Source organism: Tateyamaria sp. Alg231-49 (assembly GCF_900143535.1).
Lineage (GTDB): Bacteria > Pseudomonadota > Alphaproteobacteria > Rhodobacterales > Rhodobacteraceae > Tateyamaria.
Window position 1 is genome coordinate 203504 of record NZ_FRFA01000002.1, and the last position, 22370, is coordinate 225873.

22 protein-coding genes are annotated in these 22370 nt (G+C 56.8%); 16 read left to right on the forward strand and 6 right to left on the reverse strand.

Going from position 1 to position 22370, the window contains the following annotated elements:
• Nucleotides 1-48 precede the first annotated feature (48 nt).
• The gene (locus tag DHN60_RS04635) at nucleotides 49-783 is read left to right on the forward strand and encodes a hypothetical protein (RefSeq protein WP_108836116.1); all 735 of its coding nucleotides are present in this window, start codon (nucleotides 49-51) and stop codon (nucleotides 781-783) included.
• Here DHN60_RS04635 and DHN60_RS04640 read toward each other — a convergent pair.
• On the reverse strand, nucleotides 777-2723 hold the full coding sequence (locus DHN60_RS04640; protein ID WP_108836342.1) for a 4Fe-4S binding protein: 1947 nt from the start codon (nucleotides 2721-2723) through the stop codon (nucleotides 777-779). The two genes, DHN60_RS04635 and DHN60_RS04640, sit on opposite strands and share 7 nt — an antisense overlap.
• 361 nt (nucleotides 2724-3084) lie before the next feature.
• Here DHN60_RS04640 and DHN60_RS04650 point away from each other — a divergent pair, with 361 nt between their 5' ends.
• From DHN60_RS04650 to DHN60_RS04690, 10 genes are all read left to right on the forward strand, one after another.
• Nucleotides 3085-3624: a DUF3305 domain-containing protein gene (locus DHN60_RS04650; RefSeq protein WP_108836118.1), complete on the forward strand. Its 540-nt coding sequence runs from the start codon at nucleotides 3085-3087 to the stop codon at nucleotides 3622-3624.
• A complete protein-coding gene (locus DHN60_RS04655; RefSeq protein ID WP_108836119.1) occupies nucleotides 3621-4220 on the forward strand; it encodes a DUF3306 domain-containing protein in 600 nt (199 codons plus the stop codon). The genes DHN60_RS04650 and DHN60_RS04655 overlap by 4 nt, the downstream gene beginning before the upstream one ends.
• Nucleotides 4221-4237: 17 nt before the next feature.
• Nucleotides 4238-4846, forward strand: a complete 609-nt coding sequence (locus DHN60_RS04660) for a molecular chaperone (protein ID WP_108836343.1) — start codon at nucleotides 4238-4240, stop codon at nucleotides 4844-4846.
• Nucleotides 4847-4901: 55 nt separating this feature from the next.
• Nucleotides 4902-5090 carry a twin-arginine translocation pathway signal protein gene (locus DHN60_RS04665; RefSeq protein WP_108836344.1) on the forward strand — a complete coding sequence of 63 codons (189 nt, stop codon included), beginning with the start codon at nucleotides 4902-4904 and terminating at the stop codon, nucleotides 5088-5090.
• Nucleotides 5091-5234: 144 nt separating this feature from the next.
• Complete coding sequence (locus tag DHN60_RS04670) at nucleotides 5235-8132, forward strand: formate dehydrogenase subunit alpha (RefSeq protein ID WP_108836120.1); 2898 nt, start codon at nucleotides 5235-5237, stop codon at nucleotides 8130-8132.
• A 12-nt stretch (nucleotides 8133-8144) separates the two neighbouring features.
• On the forward strand, nucleotides 8145-8753 hold the full coding sequence (fdh3B, locus tag DHN60_RS04675; RefSeq protein ID WP_108836121.1) for a formate dehydrogenase FDH3 subunit beta: 609 nt from the start codon (nucleotides 8145-8147) through the stop codon (nucleotides 8751-8753).
• A 147-nt stretch (nucleotides 8754-8900) separates the two neighbouring features.
• A complete protein-coding gene (locus DHN60_RS04680) occupies nucleotides 8901-10097 on the forward strand; it encodes a formate dehydrogenase subunit gamma (RefSeq protein ID WP_108836122.1) in 1197 nt (398 codons plus the stop codon).
• On the forward strand, nucleotides 10078-11352 hold the full coding sequence (locus tag DHN60_RS04685) for a c-type cytochrome (RefSeq protein ID WP_108836123.1): 1275 nt from the start codon (nucleotides 10078-10080) through the stop codon (nucleotides 11350-11352). Before DHN60_RS04680 ends, DHN60_RS04685 begins: the two co-directional genes overlap by 20 nt.
• A gap of 3 nt (nucleotides 11353-11355) precedes the next feature.
• Complete coding sequence (locus tag DHN60_RS22820; RefSeq protein ID WP_255415557.1) at nucleotides 11356-11481, forward strand: hypothetical protein; 126 nt, start codon at nucleotides 11356-11358, stop codon at nucleotides 11479-11481.
• A 3-nt stretch (nucleotides 11482-11484) separates the two neighbouring features.
• A complete protein-coding gene (locus DHN60_RS04690; protein ID WP_108836124.1) occupies nucleotides 11485-12834 on the forward strand; it encodes a sigma-54 dependent transcriptional regulator in 1350 nt (449 codons plus the stop codon).
• A gap of 412 nt (nucleotides 12835-13246) precedes the next feature.
• Here the strand turns inward: DHN60_RS04690 and DHN60_RS04695 are convergent, their stop codons facing one another.
• Complete coding sequence (locus tag DHN60_RS04695) at nucleotides 13247-13954, reverse strand: DUF1868 domain-containing protein (protein ID WP_108836125.1); 708 nt, start codon at nucleotides 13952-13954, stop codon at nucleotides 13247-13249.
• A 362-nt stretch (nucleotides 13955-14316) separates the two neighbouring features.
• Here DHN60_RS04695 and DHN60_RS04700 point away from each other — a divergent pair, with 362 nt between their 5' ends.
• The 5 genes from DHN60_RS04700 (at nucleotide 14317) to DHN60_RS04720 (ending at nucleotide 18557) form a co-directional block, all read left to right on the forward strand.
• Entirely contained in the window at nucleotides 14317-15312 is a 996-nt protein-coding gene (locus DHN60_RS04700) for a TRAP transporter substrate-binding protein (protein WP_108836126.1), read from the forward strand.
• Between the two features lie 74 nt (nucleotides 15313-15386).
• Entirely contained in the window at nucleotides 15387-15881 is a 495-nt protein-coding gene (locus DHN60_RS04705) for a TRAP transporter small permease (protein ID WP_108836127.1), read from the forward strand.
• Nucleotides 15878-17188: a TRAP transporter large permease gene (locus DHN60_RS04710; RefSeq protein ID WP_108836128.1), complete on the forward strand. Its 1311-nt coding sequence runs from the start codon at nucleotides 15878-15880 to the stop codon at nucleotides 17186-17188. The genes DHN60_RS04705 and DHN60_RS04710 overlap by 4 nt, the downstream gene beginning before the upstream one ends.
• Before the next feature lie 41 nt (nucleotides 17189-17229).
• On the forward strand, nucleotides 17230-17682 hold the full coding sequence (locus tag DHN60_RS04715) for a heme-binding protein (RefSeq protein WP_108836129.1): 453 nt from the start codon (nucleotides 17230-17232) through the stop codon (nucleotides 17680-17682).
• Nucleotides 17679-18557 (forward strand): NAD(P)-dependent oxidoreductase, encoded by an 879-nt coding sequence (locus DHN60_RS04720; protein ID WP_108836130.1) that lies wholly within the window; start codon nucleotides 17679-17681, stop codon nucleotides 18555-18557. The genes DHN60_RS04715 and DHN60_RS04720 overlap by 4 nt, the downstream gene beginning before the upstream one ends.
• Before the next feature lie 116 nt (nucleotides 18558-18673).
• On the opposite strand, the gene DHN60_RS04725 is transcribed toward DHN60_RS04720, so the two are convergent.
• The 4 genes from DHN60_RS04725 to DHN60_RS04740 are packed head-to-tail and all read right to left on the reverse strand — an operon-like array spanning nucleotide 18674 to nucleotide 22353.
• Entirely contained in the window at nucleotides 18674-19306 is a 633-nt protein-coding gene (locus DHN60_RS04725; protein WP_108836131.1) for an aspartate/glutamate racemase family protein, read from the reverse strand.
• On the reverse strand, nucleotides 19303-20142 hold the full coding sequence (locus DHN60_RS04730) for an ABC transporter permease (RefSeq protein ID WP_108836132.1): 840 nt from the start codon (nucleotides 20140-20142) through the stop codon (nucleotides 19303-19305). The genes DHN60_RS04725 and DHN60_RS04730 overlap by 4 nt, the downstream gene beginning before the upstream one ends.
• Nucleotide 20143: 1 nt before the next feature.
• Nucleotides 20144-21007: an ABC transporter permease gene (locus DHN60_RS04735; protein ID WP_108836133.1), complete on the reverse strand. Its 864-nt coding sequence runs from the start codon at nucleotides 21005-21007 to the stop codon at nucleotides 20144-20146.
• A 59-nt stretch (nucleotides 21008-21066) separates the two neighbouring features.
• Entirely contained in the window at nucleotides 21067-22353 is a 1287-nt protein-coding gene (locus tag DHN60_RS04740) for a PotD/PotF family extracellular solute-binding protein (protein ID WP_108836134.1), read from the reverse strand.
• Nucleotides 22354-22370 lie beyond the last annotated feature (17 nt).

Genomic DNA, 22370 nt, shown 5'->3' on the forward strand with positions numbered 1-22370 from the left:
CTCTCCTTGTCGTTGACGGAATGCGGGTGGGGTGCCTAATCTGGCCTCATGCGCATCCTTGTTGTTTTGATAGTGATGTTGTTGCCCGGCCTTGCAAGGGCAGATGACCGACAAGTCTCGCTTTACGCGCCGCCGGCGCTGATCGAAAGCGGGCTGGTTCAGCACATCAAGCCGCGATTTTCCCTGAAAACGCAGGTTAAGGTCGATATTGTGGGCAGCGTCGATGCGGCTGATATTGTTCTGGGTGCCGAGGGTAGACCCCTGTTTTCCGGCCTTGATGCGGTGTGGCATCTGGATCAGCGGCGCGACACCAAAGGTGCGGACCGTTTTGCCGAGTGGCTGGTATCTGAGATCGGGACGCGCACAATTCTGTCGTTCGCCCCTGACGGTACGCCGGTTTTTGCACCGCCGCCAGAAGAGACCGCCGCCACCGTCGCGGTTGAAATATCGCGCGAAGCGATTGCTGGAAAAGAGGTGTCGTATGTCAAATGCAGCCGCTGTCACGTGACCGAGCGGGGCAGAGGCATCTTTGGCATCGGCTCGACCCCCAGCTTTGCAGTGATGCGGGGTTTTGAGGATTGGGAGGCACGCTTTGCTGCCTTTTTCGTGTTGAACCCGCACGAGGCGTTTACCCAGATTGAGGGCGTAACCGAGCCTTTCCCGTTGGATCGCCCGTCGCCGATTTCGCCCATTGTTATGACGCTGGACGACCTCGACGCCATTCTGGCCTATGTGGCCATCGTCGAACCTGCCGATTTGGGTAAACCGCTCGAACATCAGTGATCGCGCCGTTTTGACAGATAGTCTTCGGTGGTGCGCACGCGGGGCTTTTCGCCGCCCTGAAACGGGTTGTCGGTCGAATGGAATTGGGCCGTCACCCGACAGTTGTCGCACATCTGGATCATCCGCAATTTGTCGCCTGCAAACATTGCGTGATCCTTGAGCTTGTCAGTGATCCTGTCGATTGCGGATTTTGAGCCAAAGAGGGACCCGCACTCGATGCAGGGAAAGGGCTCTTCTTCGTTTAAGACTTCCTGAGACAGGGCCGCGTCTGTCAGGTCGAGGCGCGGTTCGTAGGTGATAGCGTCTTCGGGGCAGATATTGGCGCAAAGGCCGCATTGCAGGCATGCGTCTTCCTGAAACCTGAGCTGCGGTTTGTCGGAGTTGTCGCCAAGCGCGCCGGACGGGCAGAGCGACACGCAGCTAAGGCAGAGCGTGCAGGCGTCAGTATCGACCAGAACCGCACCATAGGGCGCGCCGTCGGGCAGCGGCACCTGATCGGTGTCAGGGTGCAGGGCCCTCGCGGCCTGACGCGTGATCTGGCGGCGTGTGCCCATTGGACGGACCGGTTGTTCGATGGGGGCGGGGGCTGTTTGGTCATAGAGCGCGGCGCTCATTGCATCGGGGTCTGTCGTGTCCAGCAGCGTGCCCTTGCCTGCGCCAGCAATTGCGTTTGCCAAGGCAATCTGTGTTTCCAACGCTGGCAGATCAGCGTTAGGGCCGGGCAACAGCGTGACTGTGGCAAACCCCGCGGCAAGGCCCGCGACCGCCTCGGCATGACCGAAGGCTCCGATGGCCGACATCTCCATCGGGATCACATCGGCGGGCAGTCCGCGTCCATGGCGGGCCGACAAACGGATCATCTCGGCCCCATGGGCGTCGTGCACAAGCAGGCGCGGTGCGTGGCCGCCAGCGGCGAGATAGGCCTTGGCCAGCGTCTGAACCCGCTGCATCGTGTGATCGACTGGTGGCGCATCATAGGTGATTGCACCGGACGGGCAGGCGGCAGAACAGGCGCCGCAGCCAGCGCAGATCATAGGGTCAATTGCCACGTGGTCGCCAGCCGATGTGATCGCTCCGGTGGGGCATAGATCAAGGCAATTGGTGCACCCGGTTTGCTCGGCCCGGCTGTGCGCACAGAGCAGGGGGGCTGTTTGGACGTAGAGCGTTTTTTCGAAGGTGCCCGTCATGTGCGAGGCGGCCATCACGGCGGCGGCAACGCCCAGCGCATGCGTGGGATCGGCGCGCAAGTATCCATCCCGCTTTTCCGGTGCGGGGAACAAGGGCGTTTGCCCGCGCAAGTCCAGAATAATGTCGCATTGCGAAATGGCGCCATCGCGAGGATCGGTCAAAGAAAAAGCACCGCGCCCGCCCGGGTCCACTTGTTGCAATGCGTCAATGACAACCTCAAAGGCCGCAAAAGAACCCGATGCGCGGCGCAATTTGCCCAGCACAACGTCAAAGGCGCGGGTGTCAGGCACTTCGCTGGGCTCGTCGATCAATACGGTAACGCCCAGATGATCCTTGAGCTGGTCCGCGGCCGCCAGAGCCACATCAGCGGGGCCAAGGATCAGGCAGAGCCCCTCGCTGATCACATCAACGGTCTTTTCTTGGGCTTCTGGCAGCATCGCCTCGGCAATCAGTGCGGACATTTTGGGCAGTTTTGGGGTGTCATCCGCGCTCCAACCGGCGCGGTCGCGCAGGTCGAGCGTATGGGGGGCAGGGCGATCAAGACCCTCTGCCAGCTCTTCGAAAACGCGGGCCTCCTGGGTGCAACAAAAAACCGCGTCACCCCCCTCTAGGGCGGCTTGGGCGCGTTCAAGTTGCGTGGTGCACAGGGCAGAACAGGGGGGGCGGACGTCTAGGCCGGTGGCCTCGGACAAGGCCGTTGCATCGATGGTTTGAGTGCCCAAACAATCGCATGTTATCAATGATTTGACCACGTAATTCTCCCCCTCGGCAAGGGCATTTTTTGCCCCGTTTTTGCCTGCCTGTTGTCGCCAGCCTAGACATGATTCGCGTGACTTCACAAACCGAATTCGTCGCATGGCACGCAGCGATTCAATGCCAGAAGGCTGTAGTGATTCGCGAATTCGTATGCGGCGGCATTCCCGACTTAATCAGTCGAGTTAGACATTTCGTCCTTTGGTGGGTCACGACCTTGGACAGGCTGGCCAAATTGCAAAAACATGCCCTCGGGGCGCTTCGGGAGACAGAAAGCTCTTCTCTGATGAAAAATCCGGCAGTTTAATAAGATTAACGGGAGGACGTAGGGTGATCCGAAACCCAGACCAGCATCGGTCCATGACTTTGGGCGTCGTATTACGGCGCCTTCCTGGCGTGACACGCTGGGCCTCCTACAGCTGGAAAGCGGTTGCGGTGCTGCCCGGTGCGGGCATTGCCCACTGGCAAGAACTGCGCCGCGAAGGCGAAGCGATTGAGTACCACGCCGCCACCTTGTCCCTTGATCTGCACGGCGCCGAAACCGAAGCCTACCTGCATGGCCTCTCGGCCGAGGTGCCATCGATCTATGTGGTGATGCGCGAAAGCGAGGATGAGGGCGCCGAACCGCTTGACGTGCTCTTGGTCACGGCCTCGCCCTATGAAGCGCAGGACTATACCGACAGCGGCGAAGAGATCGTGGAGAAGGTTCCAATGCCCGAAGGGCTGATGGCGTGGGTGCAGGATTTTGTCACCGCGTTTCATCAGGACGAGGTGTTCATCAAGCGCAAGCGCGACAAGAAGCGCATTGATCTGACGCAGGATGGCATTGGCGATCCGCGTATTCAGTCGGTGGCCGACATCTATGCCTCGCCCGCCCGTCAGCGGAGGCGGATCCATTGAGCGGCGCACATGAAAAACCCCGCGATTTCTGGTCTCGCCGCCGGGCTGATGTTGAGGCTGAGGCGCAGGTTGAAGACGCTTTGGATCATGCGCGTGTGGCCGAGGTAGAGGACGCGAAGCTGGCCGAACGGTCGGACGAAGAGATTTTGGCAGAGCTGGACCTGCTGGAGCCTGAGGCGTTGGAAAGTCCTGATCAGGTGCGCGAGTTTTTGAATTCCGCGGTGCCGCAGCGTTTGAAGACCCGTGCTTTGCGCAGGCTTTGGCGGCTGAACCCGATATTCGCAAACCTCGACGGGTTGGTGGATTACGGCGAGGATTTCACGGATGCGGCCATGGTCATCGAGAATATGCAGACCGTGTATCAGGTAGGCAAAGGTATGCTAACCGCCTTTGTCGATGACGAAGAAGAAGACGAAGAGATCACGGACGAGACGTCCGAGGATGAAGACGAAAAGACACAAGCCCCAACCCTGACCGACGAAGAGGAGGAGGCCCCTATGATCGTGGCGGCCGCCCCTGACTCTTTGCCAGAACCCGAACCCGCGCCAGTGGCCATGCCCCAGCGCCGGATGCGGTTTGCTTTTGACACTGCCTGAGGATGGATGAGACCAATATGACAGCCGCCCCCGATACCACGATCAGCGATATGGATCGCGCCCGTGCGGACCTTTACAACTTTCTCGGCGCCCTTTTGGCCAATCCGCCAGAAGAGATGTTGTTGACCCAGACTGCCGGTCTGTCTGGCGATGATACCGAATTGGGTCAGGCCATCGGCACGCTGGCGAAGCTGGCAAAGGTGACCAAGCCCAAGGCCGCTGAATCCGAGTTCAACAAGCTGTTCATTGGTTTGGGTCGGGGCGAATTGTTGCCTTTCGCCAGCTACTACCTGACCGGTTTCCTGAACGAAAAACCGCTGGCCGCCCTGCGTCAGGCGATGACAGCCAAGGGCATGCAGCGATCCGAAACCGTGTTTGAACCCGAAGATAGCATTGCCAGCCTGATGGAAATGATGGGCGCGATGATTGTGGGCCGCTTTGACAAGCCGGCGGATATCACCACGCAAAAGCAGTTCTTTAATACCCATGTGGCCCCTTGGGCCTCACATTTCTTTACCGATCTGGAAGAGGCCAAAAATTCGGTCTTTTACAGCCCCGTGGGCACGGTCGGTAAAATTTTCATGTCTGTAGAGGCGGAAGCCTTTCGGATGAGCGGGGCGGAGTGATCCGCGTCAAATGGGGCGGGCAACCGTCCTCAAACAGCGAAAGGAGACTTTTCGCATGAGCAAGAAAGAAGAGGGTGCATCGCGCCGCGACTTTCTGAAGCTGGCCACGACCACGGCGCCCATAGCGGCGGCGGCGGTAGTAGCCGGGACCACAGGGGCAGAGGCGGCTGAGCCGGATCTGAGCCTGGAAAAAATGCAGGATACCGCGCACACGCGTGCGTATTTTGACAGCGCTCGGTTCTAACGAGCCAATAGGGAGGGCCGCGCCCGGGAATAAGCCCGGACATGGCAGGTGAACAGCGACTGGTTGCGTGACGCCCGACTGCTGGAAGCCGAATAAAGCCAAGCAAGCGAACCCGCCAAGGGGGAGCAAGCAAGGGAGAGAGAAATGCTTAGGAAAAAGACCAACGGGGTTGCGAGACGCTCCCAGCGGACAAGTATCCTGTCTGAGGCCGCAGGTGCCTCGGTGGACCGCCGCGCGTTTTTGCGCGGATCGGGACTGGTGATTGGGGGTCTGTCAGCGATTGCTGCCACAGGCGGAACCGTCACACAGGCCAGCGCTGCGACGGCTGTCGCGGGGCAGGTAGATCTTAAAAAGTCAGTGTGCACGCACTGCTCGGTCGGCTGTACGGTCATTGCCGAAGTGCAGAACGGCGTCTGGACGGGGCAGGAACCCGGCTGGGATAGCCCGTTCAACTTGGGTGCCCACTGTGCCAAAGGTGCCGCTGTTCGCGAGCACGCCCACGGCGAGCGTCGTCTGAAGTACCCGATGAAAAAAGAAAACGGGGAATGGAAGCGCGTTTCATGGGAGCAGGCCATCGACGAGATCGGCGGCGGCATGATGAAAATCCGGGAAGAAAGCGGCCCGGACAGCGTTTATTGGCTGGGTTCGGCCAAGCACAACAACGAACAGGCCTATCTGTTCCGCAAGTTTGCTGCCTACTGGGGCACCAACAACGTGGATCACCAGGCCCGGATTTGTCACTCAACCACAGTTGCCGGTGTTGCAAACACCTGGGGCTATGGTGCGATGACGAACTCGTACAACGACATCCACAATTCCAAGTCGATCTTTATCATCGGCGGCAACCCGGCCGAGGCGCACCCTGTGTCCTTGCTCCACTTGCTCCGTGCCAAAGAACAGAACAACGCCCCCGTCATCGTGTGTGACCCGCGCTTTACCCGCACGGCCGCCCATGCGGACGAGTACGTTCGTTTCCGTCCCGGATCGGACGTGGCTTTGGTTTGGGGTATCCTGTACCACATCTTTGAAAACGGCTGGGAAGACAAAGAGTTCATCCGCACCCGTGTCTGGGGTATGGACCAGATCAAGGAAGAGGTCGCCAAGTGGACCCCTGAAGAAGTCGAACGTGTGACCGGCGCGCCCGGTTCGCAACTGCGTCGCGTGGCCCGGACACTGGCCAACAACCGCCCCGGCACCGTGATCTGGTGTATGGGTGGTACGCAGCACACCAACGGCAACAACAACACCCGTGCCTACTGCATCCTGCAACTGGCCCTTGGCAATATGGGCACCGCAGGCGGCGGCACCAATATCTTCCGCGGCCACGACAACGTGCAAGGTGCCACGGACCTTGGTGTTTTGTCCCACACACTGCCAGGCTACTATGGTCTGAGCGCAGGCGCTTGGGCCCACTGGGGTCGCGTTTGGGGTGAAGACGCCGATTGGCTGGGTGGACAGTTTGCCACCACCACCGGTGTCGACGGCAAGGAAAAGTCACTTCAGAACCTGTCGGGTATTCCCGTCTCGCGCTGGATCGACGGTGTCCTTGAAGATCCCGACAACATGGACAACCCGAACAAAGTCCGGGCCATGGTGTTCTGGGGCCACGCGCCGAACTCTCAGACCCGTATGGTCGAGATGAAGAAGGCCATGGAAGAGCTGGACATGCTGGTCGTCATCGACCCGTTCCCCACAGTCTCTGCCGTGCTGCATGATCGCACCGATGGTGTGTATCTGTTGCCTGCGTGTACCCAGTTCGAAACGCGTGGCTCTGTCACCGCGTCGAACCGGTCCATCCAGTGGCGCGAACAGGTCATTGATCCGTTGTTCGAATCCAAGCGGGACGAAGAGATCATTGCTCTGCTCGCCCAAAAGTTCGGGTTCCACGAGCGTCTCTTCCGCAACATCAAGCTGGAAGAAGATGGCCTGACGCCCGAGCCTGAGGACACGCTGCGCGAGATCAATCGCGGCATGTGGACGGTCGGTTATACTGGTCAGTCGCCTGAGCGGATCAAGAAGCACATGGAGAACCAGCACACGTTTGATCGCACCACTTTGCAGGCCATTGGTGGCCCCGCAGATGGCGATTACTACGGTCTGCCATGGCCCAGCTGGGGCACGCCCGAGATGAACCACCCGGGCACGCCGAACCTTTACGACATGTCCAAGCCTGTTGCTGAGGGTGGTTTGACCTTCCGTGCGCGCTTTGGTGTCGAGCGGGATGGCGAAAACCTTTTGGCCGAAGGGGTCTATAGCGTTGGATCGGAAATTCAGGATGGATATCCCGAATTCACGATGCAGATGTTGATGGATCTGGGTTGGGACGGTGATCTGACAGCGGATGAACGCGCTGCCATTGATGCCGTTGCAGGTGCCAAGACCAACTGGAAGACCGACCTGTCGGGCGGTATTCAGCGGGTCGCCATTGCACATGGCTGTGCGCCCTTTGGCAATGCCAAGGCCCGTACCGTCGTGTGGACGTTCCCTGATCCGGTGCCTATCCACCGCGAGCCTCTGTACACAAACCGCAGAGACCTTGTGGAGGATTACCCCACCTACGAGGACCGTCATGCCTACCGCCTGCCGACGCTGTATGCGTCGATCCAAAAGCAGGACTTTTCGAAGGACTATCCGATCATCCTCACGTCCGGCCGTCTGGTCGAATACGAGGGCGGCGGCGACGAGACACGGTCGAACCCGTGGCTGGCCGAGCTGCAGCAGGACATGTTCGTCGAGATCAACACGCGGGACGCCAATAACCTTGGTGTGCGTGATGGTCAGCAGGTCTGGGTCGAAGGGCCCGAAGGCGGCAAGGTCAAGGTTATGGCAATGGTCACCAACAGGGTCGGCGCGGGCGTAGCCTTTATGCCGTTCCACTTTGGTGGGCACTTCCAGGGCGAAGACCAGAGGTCCAAATACCCCGACGGGGCGGACCCCTATGTGCTTGGTGAATCCACCAACACGGCCCAAACCTATGGCTATGATTCAGTAACCCAGATGCAAGAGACGAAAGCCACTCTTTGCAAAATCTGGACAGCGTAAGGAGGATACGACATGGCATTAGGAGGACAGGCTCGCGCCAAGTTCCTGTGCGACGCCGAGCGCTGCATTGAATGCAACGCCTGTGTGACCGCATGCAAAAACGAGCATGAGGTGCCATGGGGCATCAACCGCCGCCGCGTGGTGACCATCAACGATGGTGACCCCGGTGAACGGTCGATCTCTGTGGCATGCATGCACTGTTCGGACGCGCCTTGTATGGCCGTTTGCCCGGTAGACTGCTTTTACCAAAACGAGGAAGGGGTGGTTCTCCACTCCAAAGACCTCTGCATTGGTTGCGGTTATTGCTTTTACGCGTGCCCGTTTGGTGCGCCGCAATTCCCACAAGCAGGCAACTTTGGCAGCCGGGGCAAAATGGACAAGTGTACATTCTGCGCCGGTGGTCCGGAGGAAACCCACTCGACCGCCGAATTCGCCAAGTACGGGCGCAACCGGATCGCCGAGGGCAAGCTGCCCATCTGCGCCGAGATGTGTTCGACCAAGGCGTTGCTGGCGGGGGATGGCGACGTTGTGTCAGGCATCTACCGCGAACGCGTCGTGGCCCGTGGCTTTGGCTCGGGCGCTTGGGGCTGGGGTTCTGCCTACGGCAACCAAGGCGGCTGATCCGCAAAAGCAAAGCCAAAGGCGCGATACCATATTGCGCCTTTGAACACCGGGAACAGGTTTTGAAATCTGTTCCCGGGACCTTTGACAGTTTCCGACCGGCTTTCTTTCAAAGAAAGCGGTCTCTGCATCTAATCGAGGACAATCATGCGAATTCTTCTGAGTGTGATAACAGCGCTGTTTCTGGCCCTCCCGGCCATGGCACAGGACACTGCAACAGCACCCGACCGGTCCGCCACTGGCGGTGCCACAACGCTCGAAGACATCATGGCCCGACAGCGGGGAGAACAGGTTGACCAATCCTATCGCCGTGAAAATACAGGCGACCCGGACAGTGCGGCCGGCATGGCCTCTCAATTGGGCACGCTTGGCGGTGCTTCTGACCCCGAGCTGTGGCGCGCGTTGCGTTTTGGATCGGCCGACATCACCGTGTCGTCAGGGGGCGAAGTCGCCTCTGTCCTGATCCAGGATGGCGGCATGTCGTGGTTACAGTTTCGCCAAGGGCCGCTGGCCAAATACGGCGGCTATCTGCTTTTGGGCACCATTGCGCTTCTGCTCGTGTTCTTTGTCCTGCGCGGGCGGGTCAAACTGGATTACGAAAAGACTGGGCGCACTGTAACCCGGTTCAAAACATTTGAGCGGGCCTCGCACTGGCTGCTGGCCGGATCGTTTATCCTGCTTGGGATCACCGGCCTTTTGACCTTGTTCGGGCGCATGTTCATCGCGCCCTACATCTCCAAAGAGTTCAATGCGACGCTGCTTTTGGCCTCAAAGTTCATCCACAACAACGTGGCGTGGGCCTTCATTGTGGCGTTGATTGCGGTGTTCTTCCTTTGGGTCTGGCACAACATTCCGAACCGCACAGACATCACTTGGTTTGCTCAGGCGGGCGGTATCATCGGCTCGAAACACCCGCCGGCTAAAAAGTTCAACGGCGGGCAAAAGATTATCTTCTGGAGCGTCATTCTATTGGGGAGTTCTATCTCGCTCTCTGGCGTGTCGCTACTCTTTCCTTTCGAGCTGCCGATGTTCATGAAGACCTTTGATCTGATGCGTAGTGTGGGCATTGAAACGCTCCCCATCTACGGGCCGTTGCCCATTGGTCTCGCCCCACATGAAGAAATGCAATACGCCCAAGCGTGGCACGCCATCGTCGCTTTTGTCCTGATGGCGATCATCATTGCCCACATTTATATCGGGTCGATTGGCATGGAAGGTGCCTATGACGCGATGGGATCGGGCGAGGTGGACGAGGCCTGGGCTCGTCAACACCATTCGCTCTGGCTCGAAGAGTTGGAGGCAAAAGGCAAGGTTGCGCCCAAAGATGCGACACCTGCTGAGTAGTCTGATGTTGTGTCTGGCGCTGCCCGCTGCGGCGCAGGACTTCAACACCTATAAGGGCCATGGTGGGCCCGTTATGGGGCTGGTTGTGACAGAGGATGGCACACTGGCCTCAGCCAGTTTTGACAACTCTGTCGGCGTTTGGGATGGGCCCGAACCCCGCTGGCTGGAAGGCCATGATGCGGCCGTGACTGCGATCGCGCAGGGCACAGATGGGACGTTGATCTCAGGCGGTGATGACTTTGCTGTTTGGCATTGGGGCGACACCCCGCGCAAGATTGGCCAGCACAAGGGCAAGGTCACCTCATTGGCGGCCTCACCTGATGGAACGTTCATTGCGAGCGGGTCGTGGGATGGAGATATTGTCCTGTGGCCCATGGCACAGGGACAGGCCGTGACCCTGCCTTATGCCGGAGCAGGGGTGAACGCAGTGGCGTACACACCTGATGGTAAGGCCCTGTTTGCTGCTACGTCCAAAGGTGATCTGCTGCGCTATGACGTGCAAACTATGGATACACCGCGTCCGGTGGTTCGGCATGGGTTCGGGATCAACAGGTTACATGTCGGGGACGGCTGGGTGGCTTATGGCGCGGTAGACGGCGGCACAAGGGTGGTGGACGCCGACACCGGCGCGCAGATTGCCGACTTCACGCTTGATCGGCGTCCGATCCTCGCCTTGACGCATCACGCAGCTACGGGTCAGCTGGCCATTGGGGACGGCGAAGGCCACATCATGATGGTGGATACAAACAGCTGGCGGATCAGCCGCGATTTTCGTGCCATGCGGGCGGGGCCGGTCTGGGCGCTGGCCTTTTCGCAGGACGGCACAATTATCCATGCCGGTGGCATCGACGATGTGATCTATGCTTGGCCTGTGGCACTGCTTGACACATATGATCCGGCGGGTGGCGAAGGGCGCAGTTTTCTGCGGGACGCCGCCACAATGAGCAATGGAGAAAGGCAGTTCATGCGCAAATGCTCCATCTGTCACAGCCTTGACGCGGGGCCTTCGCGCAAGGCCGGGCCGACCCTGCACGGGATATTTGGCCGCAGGGCAGGGACATTGCCGGACTATCGATTTTCACCCATTCTGGACGGGTCGACGATTGTCTGGGACGAAACGACCATCGACGCCCTGTTTGACGAGGGCCCCGATCACTATATTCCAGGCTCAAAGATGCCGATGCAGGTGATCGCGCAACCCCAAGACCGGGCCGACCTGATCGCATTTCTGCGCACGGCCACCAATAAGGAGTGAACCATGAGAGCCATGTTAATGGGCTTTGCCGCGATAATTGTGATTTCGATTGGATCGTATTTCGTGCTGCAAGAGATGGGTTTCTCGGTTGAAGCCCGCAACTCGGGTGACGCGGTCAGGCTGGACTAGGCGATGAACGAGACGGCCCGGGCCACGCCCGACATGTACGGCACATCGCTTGCCGGCGCTTCGATATTGGTGATCGATGATGAAGTGGGCATGCGCCACTTTCTGACCAAGACGTTTGAGGCGCGGGTCAAGCGGGTGCATGCTGTCGGATCGCCTGCGCAAGCGTCCAAGGCGCTGGACGAGGCGCAATATGATTTGGTGATTATCGACAACCTGATGCCCGGTGGCACTGGCCTTGATTGGCTGAACGAGCAGCAGCGCAAAGGGTTCTTTGCTGATGTGATCATGATCACCGCTTATGCGGATTTGGAAACCGCCATTGCCGCCTTGCGAGCGGGGGTCAGTGATTTTGTTCTCAAACCCTTCCGCGCCAACCAGATTCTGAGCGCTGTGGCCCGGACACTGGACCGCAAATACCTGCAACGGGACAACACACTGCTGCGCCGTGAACTGTCGACTGGCGCGCAGCGGGGCAAATTGCTGGGCAACTCCGATCCGATGGAAACGGTACGCACTATGCTTAACCGTCTTGCCCCTTTGCCGACGCCGGTGCTGTTCACCGGGGCCAGCGGCACGGGTAAGGAACTGGCCGCCCGTCATTTGCATGATGCATCCAACCGGGCCGAGGCCCCCTTTGTGCCGATCAACTGCGCAACGCTGCAACCTGACCGCTTTGCCCAAGAACTCTTTGGTTCGGTCGAAGGAGAGGACCATCTGAAACCCGGTTTGCTGCTGCTGGCCGATGGCGGGACACTGTTTCTGGACGAGGTCGCGCAGATGCCTGAAACGGTTCAGGCGGCCCTGCTGCGCGTGTTAGAGGAGAAAAAAGTGCGCCCCGTAGGGGCCGAGCGTGAGATCCCGTTGAACCTGCGGTTTCTGTTCGCCACCAACGACGACATCGAAGCGGCCGTGGCTGCGGGCCGGTTCCGCGAAGACCTTTATCACCGCATTCACGTGGTCAAGATCGACATGCCCCATCTGCGCGACCGCATGGAGGATATCGTTGAACTGGCTGCACATTTTATGGCACATTTTTCGGAAAGCCTTGGAATGCCTTCGCTTGAACTGGATGCCGAGACGTTGCTGAAACTGCGCCGATACGACTGGCCCGGCAATGTACGCGAACTGCGTAATTTGATCGAGAGGTCGGTGATCCTGGGCGCATTTCCGGATGCGTTTTCGGGCGATGGCAGTGTGACGGGCGCGCAAGCCATTGAGAACCTTGATCTGGTGACCCAACGCCACATCCTACGCATGCTGGACCGCTGTGACGGCAACCGCGCCGAAGCTGCACGTCGGCTGGGCGTGTCGCGGAAGACCATCGACCGTAAACTGGCGGTCTGGTCGGAGTAGCGGCTGAGACTGGATGGTTGTTGCGGTGAGGTCGTAGCTCTCTCTACCATTTGTCAAAGAGATGAAGAGCTTTTGCTCATCTGGCAGGAAGTTGCGGCCGTCTGGCGCGCTAGGATCGCATGCGCCGCAATGTTGGCTTTTCCGTTTCAAATCGCCGGATCTGGTCTCTGAGGCTCCGTCGCTTTGAACAAGGGACCAGGAGGCAATGCCGGGCCTGACCTATATGGCGTGGTGGCAGGGATGCCAGAATTTCCCAAAACCGCCTCCTGAGCTGTATGTAGCGAAGGGCCAGTTCGAACCCAAAGGAAACGGCTCATCAAATCTATCGAAGGTGCGCTTTGACTGCGGACAATATGGCATCTGCACACCCATAACTAAGGACCCAGAAAAAGCGCCGCAGAAGCCAAACTTCTTAATCGGCAAGAATGAGCAGCTCGTCGAACCGGTTCATATTTGCGAACTGACAGAAGGCTGGTGCCGTGAGCGGGATAACGGGTGAGGCGTTGGCGAGGTCGGCGAGTATTGATGAGAGTTCGGCCTCCCAATGAGATTGGGCGGAATCGGGAAGCCACCCAACCGGATAGGCGAACGTCATGTGGTATTGGTAGCTGTCGTGGTCATCGTGACGGTATCCGAAAGGCGTCGTGAGCGCCTCGCGCAAAGCGCGCAGATTGATTTCGTCTTTTTCGGTTGCCCCTTCGAGGATTAATCCAGTCGGCCGCAATCCAGCTACGCGCACGGCAAAACCGGGTGGTGGTGAAAACTCAGTTAGGCGGGCAAGGATTGATTTCGTAGCACTTTCGACCGAAGCCGTCGCGCAATCGAAATCTGCTGGCCATGAATTCTGTGTTCGACGTGACTCGATCACACCTTCAAATACGGTCATGTGAAGACTGTTCATTGGTGTGAAGAGCAACCGATCTGCATCCGGTAAAGCCAGCATTCGACGACGTGCCTTCAGTACAGCACGATGTGTCGGGTTGTCGAAATCAAGATGACAAACAACAGTATTGCCCGCTTCTGGCAGGAATTGTTTGGCGTCATATCGCTGGCCGAGGCTTGGCGGAGGGGTGGTTTGGTTGCTCGCCAAAAACTGGGCGATTTCGATGCTGATCGACATGGTTGGCCCCCTGCTAACGCAATCTCGTTGATGGAATTTACAGCAGGTGAGTGACTGAGACCAGAACACTGGCGTTCAATGACTTTAAGTCTTGGATCGCTGTTTGAATGCACTGGGATGCGGGCCACCAACATGCGCTTCGATTGCAGTTTAGTCCTTTGCATTCAGTGTGTTTGCGCGCGGCGGCTTACTGGTCCGGGGCTAAGCTACGAAGACATTCGTCGGCACGATTTCTTCGGCCTGCAAGGCGTTAGGGCGTGCATCTGAGACAAAAAGTGACCTCTGCGTTGACAGTCAAAAAAACATACTAGTATACTAGTCTGACAGATAGATCCGCGAGTTACACTTTCTGGGAGGAAAACATGTTAAACTTGAAAAACTTCGCGCGTTTGAGCGCGACTGCTATTACGATCACGGCCCTTTCTTCACTTTCAGCTTCGGCGCAATCCGTTGATTTGCGCGGTGCTAGCTTGTTTGATGAAGAGCACGCCTACACCAAGACACTTCGTAAGCTGGAAGAGCTTGTTGGTGCTGGATACGACGGCGAAGTCTCGTTCGAGCTTAGCCTGAACGGAGAATTGGGTGATGAAAGCGACTTCGTCACATTCCTGCAGCAAGGCGTTGCGATCGATTATGCGATCATGGCTCCGTCTAACATGGCCGTCTTTGCACCATCGATCCCGTTGATGGATATGCCGTTCCTGTTCCGCGATCTGGAGCATTGGGATACAGCATTGGCAAGCGGCGTCATGTCCCCACTCGAAGCTGAACTGCTTGAAAAGGCGAGTATCCGGGTCATTGGATATGCAGGCGGCGGCGTTCGCAACTTGGCATCAGCAGAGCCAATTGGAAATATCGAAGAACTGACCGGCCACAAGATGCGTGTGATGGGTGCGCCAATCCAAGCGCAGATTTTCAATGCACTTCAAGCAGCGCCTTCTGCGATTGCCTATAACGAAGTCTATAACGCGATCCAAACTGGCGTTATCGCGGGCTTTGAAAACGAAGCGGCGTCCATCCAGAACCTCAAGTTCTACGAAGTTGCCCCACATATCACTTTGACAAAGCACGCAATCACTGTGCGTCCAATTGTGATGGCGGAAAAGACGTTCAGCAAACTACCAGCGGACTTGCAGACTGCCATTCTTGCGGCAGGCAAAGAGGCCGGTGCTTTTGGTCGCGCGCTTGAGAGCAGCCAAGATGGCGAAAAGATGCAGGAAATGATCGATGCCGGTCAGGTCCAAGTGCAGGAGTTCGCAGGTCGCGAAAAATTGCTTGAGATGGTTATTCCAGTTCAAGACGCCTACGCAGCCGAACTTGGTGCATCCGATCTTTTGGAAGCGATCCGTTCAAAATAAGCGGAGAATATCCAGGAACAGCCCATCGGTGCGACCCCGTGCCGATGGACACTCATGCTGAATAGGCTCTTGTCATGGTAGAACGCATTCTTGAGAACTTCTGCAACGTCCTGCGCCTGCTCTTGGGGGTTCTGATTGCAGTGCTGGCCATCCCGGTGGGGATGCAGGTCTTGGCCCGATACACAGGGATCATACCGGTCTATCTTTGGACCGAAGAACTGGCGACCTTCATCTTTGTCTGGGCCGTCATGATCGGGTCCACGATCGCAGTTTGGGAAGGCACGCATTTTGATGTGCGGGTGATGCCAGACGCTAAACGACCGTTTTCCAAACTTCTGCAAGATGGGTTTGTCTTGGTGATGGTCACCGGCTTTGCAATTCTGTTTGCGGTTTATGGGATTGAGTACGCCAAGTTTGGCAGTATCCAAAACTCTCCCATGATGCGTGCGAATATGTTGATAACCCACATTTCGGTTCCAATTGCGGGTGCTGTTTGGACCCTGTTTGCGGGATTTCGATTGTTCCAAGCCTTTGCGGCATACCGCCATGGGCCGAAAGAAACATCATGATCATTTCAACTGGTTTAGCCTGTACCATTCTTGTTGGTGGCTTCATCGCGCTCGTCATTTTGCGCATACCCGTGGCTTTTGCCCTTGGCCTTGCGACGATCCCTATCGTGGTGATGGACATTCGGCTGACCCCGTTCATTTTGTTGGATCGGATGTTCCAATCCTACGGCTCTTTCATTCTGCTGGCGGTTCCGTTCTTTTTACTTGCGGCCAACTTGATGAACTCAGGCAAGATCACTGACAAGCTCATTGATCTGTCGCGTGTCTTAACAGGTTGGATGCCCGGCGGATTGGGCCATGTAAACGTTGCGGTCTCGATGTTATTTGCTGGCATCTCGGGGTCATCGACGGCTGACGCTGCGGGCTGCGGAAAGATCCTTATCCCTGCGATGGTGAAGGAAGGTTACGATGCAAGGTTTGCCGTTGCGCTGACCGCGTGTTCTTCCGTCATGGGGGTCATCATCCCACCGTCAATTCTGATGATTGTCTGGGGCGGAGTCATGCAAACCTCGGTCGGTGCGCTATTCCTTGCAGGGGCCACGCCCGGCATCATGATCGGTCTTACCTTGATGGCGACAGTCTACGGCTATGCAAAGGTGTATGGCTACCCGACAATAGGCACGCCTTCGCTATGCGATATCTGGCATGCGTTTCGAAGCGCGTTTCTTGCATTGCTCACGCCGGTGTTGGTGGTGGGTGGTATCGTTGGCGGAATTGTCACCCCAACTGAAAGCGCAATCATCGCAGCTGGATATTCTTTGTTCCTTGGCATGTTCGTTTACCGCACTGTGAACGTTAAAGACTTGGGGCACATCTTTTACGACACAGGTCGGTTTGCGTCGATTTCATTGTTTGCAATTGGAACGGCGTCAGCGTTTGGCTGGCTCCTCGCGTTCTACAAAGTCCCTGCGCTGATTGTTGGTCTTATCGTCGAGCTGCATTTAGGCGCATTTGGCACGGCACTCATTATTGCAGCGTTGTTCCTGTTCTTTGGACTGTTCATTGATGCGATCCCGACGATCATCATCTTGGGCACGGTCCTGTTGCCCGTGGCCCAGGCCGCTGACATCCACCCGACCGTTTTTGCAATCATTGGGATCATCTCGCTCGCCTTTGGGCTTGTGACCCCTCCTTATGGGCTGTGCTTGCTGATCTCTGCCTCTATTGGCGGGCTGAACGTCGTACAGGTCATGCGAGACGTTGTGATCATTTTGCTGCCGATGTTGATGATCCTGTTGCTCGTGATCCTGTTCCCCGAAATCGCTCTATGGCTTCCCAGATTGTTGATGCCGAAGACGTTTAACTAAATCGCGAGTCAGAAGCTCGCCAGAACCAAGACGGAGTTACCATGTTGACCATAAAACGTCTTAGCATCGTGGACGCGCAAGTGTTGCTTGCGGGCGCACGGGCCAAAGCCAATGAGATCGATGTCCCCATGTGCATCGCAATTACGGACGAAAGCGGCAATTTGATCGCGTTCGAGCGTATGGACGGGGGCAAGACACCAAGCATCAACATCGCGATCGACAAGAGCTACACCGCGGCCGGTATCCGAAAGGGGACCCATAACTTGGCGGAAGCCAGTCAACCAGGCATGCCCGTGCATGGGATATTCTCAGCCTTGGGTGGCCGGATGGTGGCGATTGGCGGTGGCCTGCCGGTGGTATCGGACGGGCAGGTTGTCGGAGGCATCGGCGTGAGCTCGGGAACACCGGCACAAGATCTCGAAGTTGCCGAAGCAGGCATTCAAGCGTTCGCCGACAAAACAAATGCAGACCAGATTTCTAGGAACAAGATATGACTAAACCAGTAGTGGGATTCATTGGCCTTGGCCTGATGGGTGGCAATATGGCGGAATGCCTGCAAAACAATGGCTTCGAGCTTGTCGTGATGGGGCGAAACAAAGACGCGGTTGCCAAGGTCGTTGGACGCGGAGCGAAAGAGGTCAATTCGCCCAAAGAACTCGCCGAGGCGAGCGACATTGTGATGCTGTGCGTGACAACCTCTGAAGTTGTCGAAAGCCTGATCTATGGCGAGCAGGGAATTTTAGCCGGCATCAAACAAGGCGCAGTGGTGATCGACTATGGAACCTCGATCCCGGCCTCTACCCAAAAGATAGGTGCCGATTTGGCCGCGAAAGGCGCCGGGATGATCGACGCCCCGCTTGGCCGCACACCTGCCCATGCCAAGGACGGTCTTCTGAATATCATGGCTGCTGGTGACCAAGACACTTTCAAAAAGGTGAAACCTGTTCTCGATGTTCAAGGCGAAAACGTTTTCTATGTCGGCGCGCTTGGGGCAGGACATACGACCAAGTTAATCAACAACTTCATGGGTATGACAACCGTATGCGCGATGAGCCAGGCATTCGCCGTTGCACAGCGTGCGGGCGTTGATCGCCAGCAGCTCTTTGACATCATGTCCGCCGGGCCATCCAATTCTCCGTTCATGCAATTTTGCAAAAACTACGCTGTGGATGGTGTGAGTGATCTGGGTTTTTCGATTGCGAATGCAAATAAGGACGTCGGCTACTTTGTAAAAATGGTCGAAGATATGGGAACAGTCGCACCGATTGCAGAGGCGACATCTTCTAACCTTCAAGCGGCAGTGGACGCGGGTTTAGGAGACGGAACTGTCCCTGAGATTTTTGACGTGTTCCTTAAGCTCGGACGGTGATCGGTCAGAGGGGCCTGTAAGTCTGGCTGAGCCTGCCTTTTTCATATGGCGATCAGAAAGTTTGGTACCCTCGCGCAACCATCGTTTTATGAAGTCGCGCCTTCAGCAAGGCCGCATCAAAACATCTCGGCCAATTTGATGGCGGCATGAACGCCATCGATCAACTTGCCCGGTATGTCTTCGCAGTTGTCGACCATGTGCACCATTCCCGCGCACCCCAAGACAACGCTGTCGATATCATCTTCGCGAAATGCCATTCGGATTTCTTCTTGTACCTGTCGTGTGGCATTTTCGCGATCGTATTCGAGCGCGAGGACCGGCACACCGCTTGCCCTGACGCGTCCCAGGTTCTGTGCCAGGCCGTAGCTGCTGATGTTCGCCACAAGAACAGGAACTGAAACGTCCAACGTTGTGACAACGGAAAACCGCTTCCCGAAAAGCGACGCCGCGTGGTAGGCCGCTTGACCAATGCCGATGACAGGACAGGATGCGAGATCACGTGCTGCGTCTAGTCCGGTGTCATCAAAGCAGCCGATGATAACTGCCTTGGCGCCCGCCTCATCCGCCTTTTTTACCAGTTCCAAAAGGGGAGGGATTGCTGCATTCCCGTCTTGCTCACCTTGAATGGCCGGCGGCCCCTTAGTGGATGTCCATCCGACAACGGTCGTGCCGGGTGCTGCATTCAGAGCGGTTTCAACCATCGCTTCCGTCATCGATGCGGTCGAGTTGGGATTGATAATGACGATCATATCTCACCCTTTCCGGCGTCCGACCCCTGTCGCGCGCGGCGGCGATTGGCGATCAACGCGACACACAAAAAGACACCGATGATCATGAGCGAGAAAACAGTGGTAAGTGTGCCCAATGCATAGAGGACGGGAGAGGTTACATTTGTTGTCATCCCATAAATCTCGAGCGGGAGCGTATTGTAGCTGCCCGAGGTTAAAAGCGTGCGGGCAAACTCGTCATAGCTGAGGGTAAAGCCGAACAATGCGACACCAATGAGCGACGGCGCGATGATCGGCAGCACCACATGGCGCAGGGTTTGCCAAGGTGTAGCGCCCAGATCACGGGCGGCTTCTTCGTAGCTTTTGTCGAAACGGTTGAAGACAGCGAACATGATCAAAAGACCAAAAGGCAGTGTCCACGTCAGTTGCGATCCGAACCCCGAGGTAGACCAATGCACGTTCAACCCTGATTGCGAAAACAGCAGCCCTACACCCAGTGAAATCAGGATCGATGGGATCACCAGTGACGTGATGATAAGGTAGAATAAAATGCTTGATCCAGGAAACTTGCGCCGAAACGCCAGCCCGCCCATGACGGACACCACGACGGTAACCACCATGACCATTAACCCAAGAACAAAGCTGCGCCGGAAACTGCCCCAAATATCGCCCACAGCTTGTTGTTCAAACAGGTCATAAAACCAATAGAGCGACACCCCGCGCATAGGGAATGTCAGCCCACCGCCTTCACCTTGGAACGACAGGATGCCGATGGTGATGGTCGGCCCATAAAGGAACAGGATGAACAGTGCGAAAAAGCAGCTGAGGATGTAGAAAGACCGCGGGCGGGGTTCCATCCTAAAGCTCCTTTCTGATGTCGACAAAGCGCAGCAGGATGGCGATTGTGATCAGCACTGTCAGCAGCAGAACGATCGCCGTGGCCGAGGCGCTGGGATATTGCAGTAAAGCGATGTCGTTTGAGATGAGACGCCCGACATTGGCCGATTGGCTACCGGACATGAACCGCACGGTGATGAAATCGCCCATGACCAGTGTGACCACAAAGATCGTGCCGATCATTATCCCCGGTTTGGTCAATGGGATGATCACGTTCCACAAGATTTGCGCTCCATTGGCACCTGCATCACGGGCGGCCTCAATCAGGGATTTGTCGATCCGCATCATCGTGTTGAAGATCGGGACGACCATGAACAGGGTGTAAAGATGCACGAATGCAAGGATTACGGCAAAGTCCGAAAACAACAGCCACTCAATCGGCTCATCAATCACACCCCAGGACTTCAGCGTCGAATTTGCGATCCCGTTACGCCCTAGGAAAGGGATCCACGAGATCATACGGATGATGTTGCTGGTCCAAAAAGGGATTGTGCACAGCAAGAACAACGCGATCTGCCAAGTGAGGGTTCGGATGTGGAAAGCGAGGTAATAGGCAACGGTGAACCCGATGACCAACGTACAGGCCCATGTGATCAATGCGTATTTGAACGTGTTGAAGAACACCGTGTAGGTGACGGGTGATCCGAACAGAAAGGCATAATTGTCAAACTCAAAGGCCGGAATAATCGAAAATTCAGTCGCGCGCCAAAAGCTGACGATCACGATCAGCGCAATCGGAAGCACCAGAAAGATCAGCAAAACGGTGGCCAGCGGCGACACCATCAACAGGCTGGATATAACTGGATTGCCGCGCAGTTTTTTCATTGGGAATTCTTATGATTTTGGGGGGGGTGCGCCACATCGCGGCGCACCCGGTATAAGCCTTAAGCGGCGATAAACTCGTTCCACTTGCGGACCATATATTGGTTCTCATCCATGACAGAGTTCCAACACACGACTGATCCCATGCGCTCGAGGAACGCACCGCCATCGCGGACTTCGCCAGCACCGGCCAGCTTGTCGCCTGTGGGGGACAGGATATCGCCTGTGGCGGCCTTGCCTTCGTACCAGAAGCCCCATTCGTCTTCGGACATGAACGCTTTGGAGGTTTCGGGGACGGCAGAATAATAACCCTGACGCATCAAATAGCCGCCGACCCAGCCAGAGAGGTACCAGTTGATGTATTCGTACGCCGCATCCAGTTCGATGCCAGACAGAGCAGCCGAAATACCCAAGCCGCCGCCCCAAGACCGATAGCCTTCTTCCAGTGGCTGGTAGACGCATGGAATGCCTTGGGATTTCACCGCTGTGATGGCGGGCGACCACATAGACTGGATCACAACTTCGCCGGACGCCATCAGGTTGACGCTTTCGTCGAAGGACTTCCAGAACGCGCGGAACTGGCCGTTCTTCTTGGCCTCGGTGAAGATGCCGATGGTCAGGTCGATCTCTTCTTTGGTCATGTTGCCTTTGTCTGGGTAAGTGTATTCACCCATGGATTCCACAACCATCGCCATGTCCATGATCCCGATCGACGAAATATCCAGGATAGAAGCTTTGCCCTTGAATTCTGGGTTCAACAGTTCGGACCAGTTGCTGATCGGACGCCCGATCAGGTCAGGGCGGATGCCCAAAGTGTCGGCATTGTAGATCGTCGGTATCAGGGTCATCCACCCGGATTCTTCCTGAACGAAATCCGTGCCATTGGCGCCCGAGGTAAAGCCAACCGTATGCGGTGCCGTACCCTGAGCAATTGTGCTTTCAGGTGTCAAAAGACCACTGCGGAACGTGCCGGCGATCTTATCGTAGTTGTCGATCTTGGAGGTATCCATTGCCTGCAAGTTGCCGGCGGCCCAAACCTTTTTGCAGATGAAATACTCGATATCGGCAATATCAAAACTGTTGGGCTGTGTGGCGGCGCGTTGAGTAACGCTGTCGGTATCAAGAGCGGTCATCTCCAGTGTAAAGCCTAGGTCTTCTTTCACCTTGTCGGCCACATCATTGAGGTTAGACACGCCAGTTCCGAATTGGCGCAAGGTCACGTCTTTGATGTTTTGCGCCCACACCATCGGTGCGCCCAGTGTCGTAGAACCTGCGGCAATGGCGGTTGAGGCAGCACCTTTGAGCAAAGTGCGGCGGCTGAGGCCATTTCGGCTGGTGAATTTAGTCATGGTGTTTCTCCTTGTTA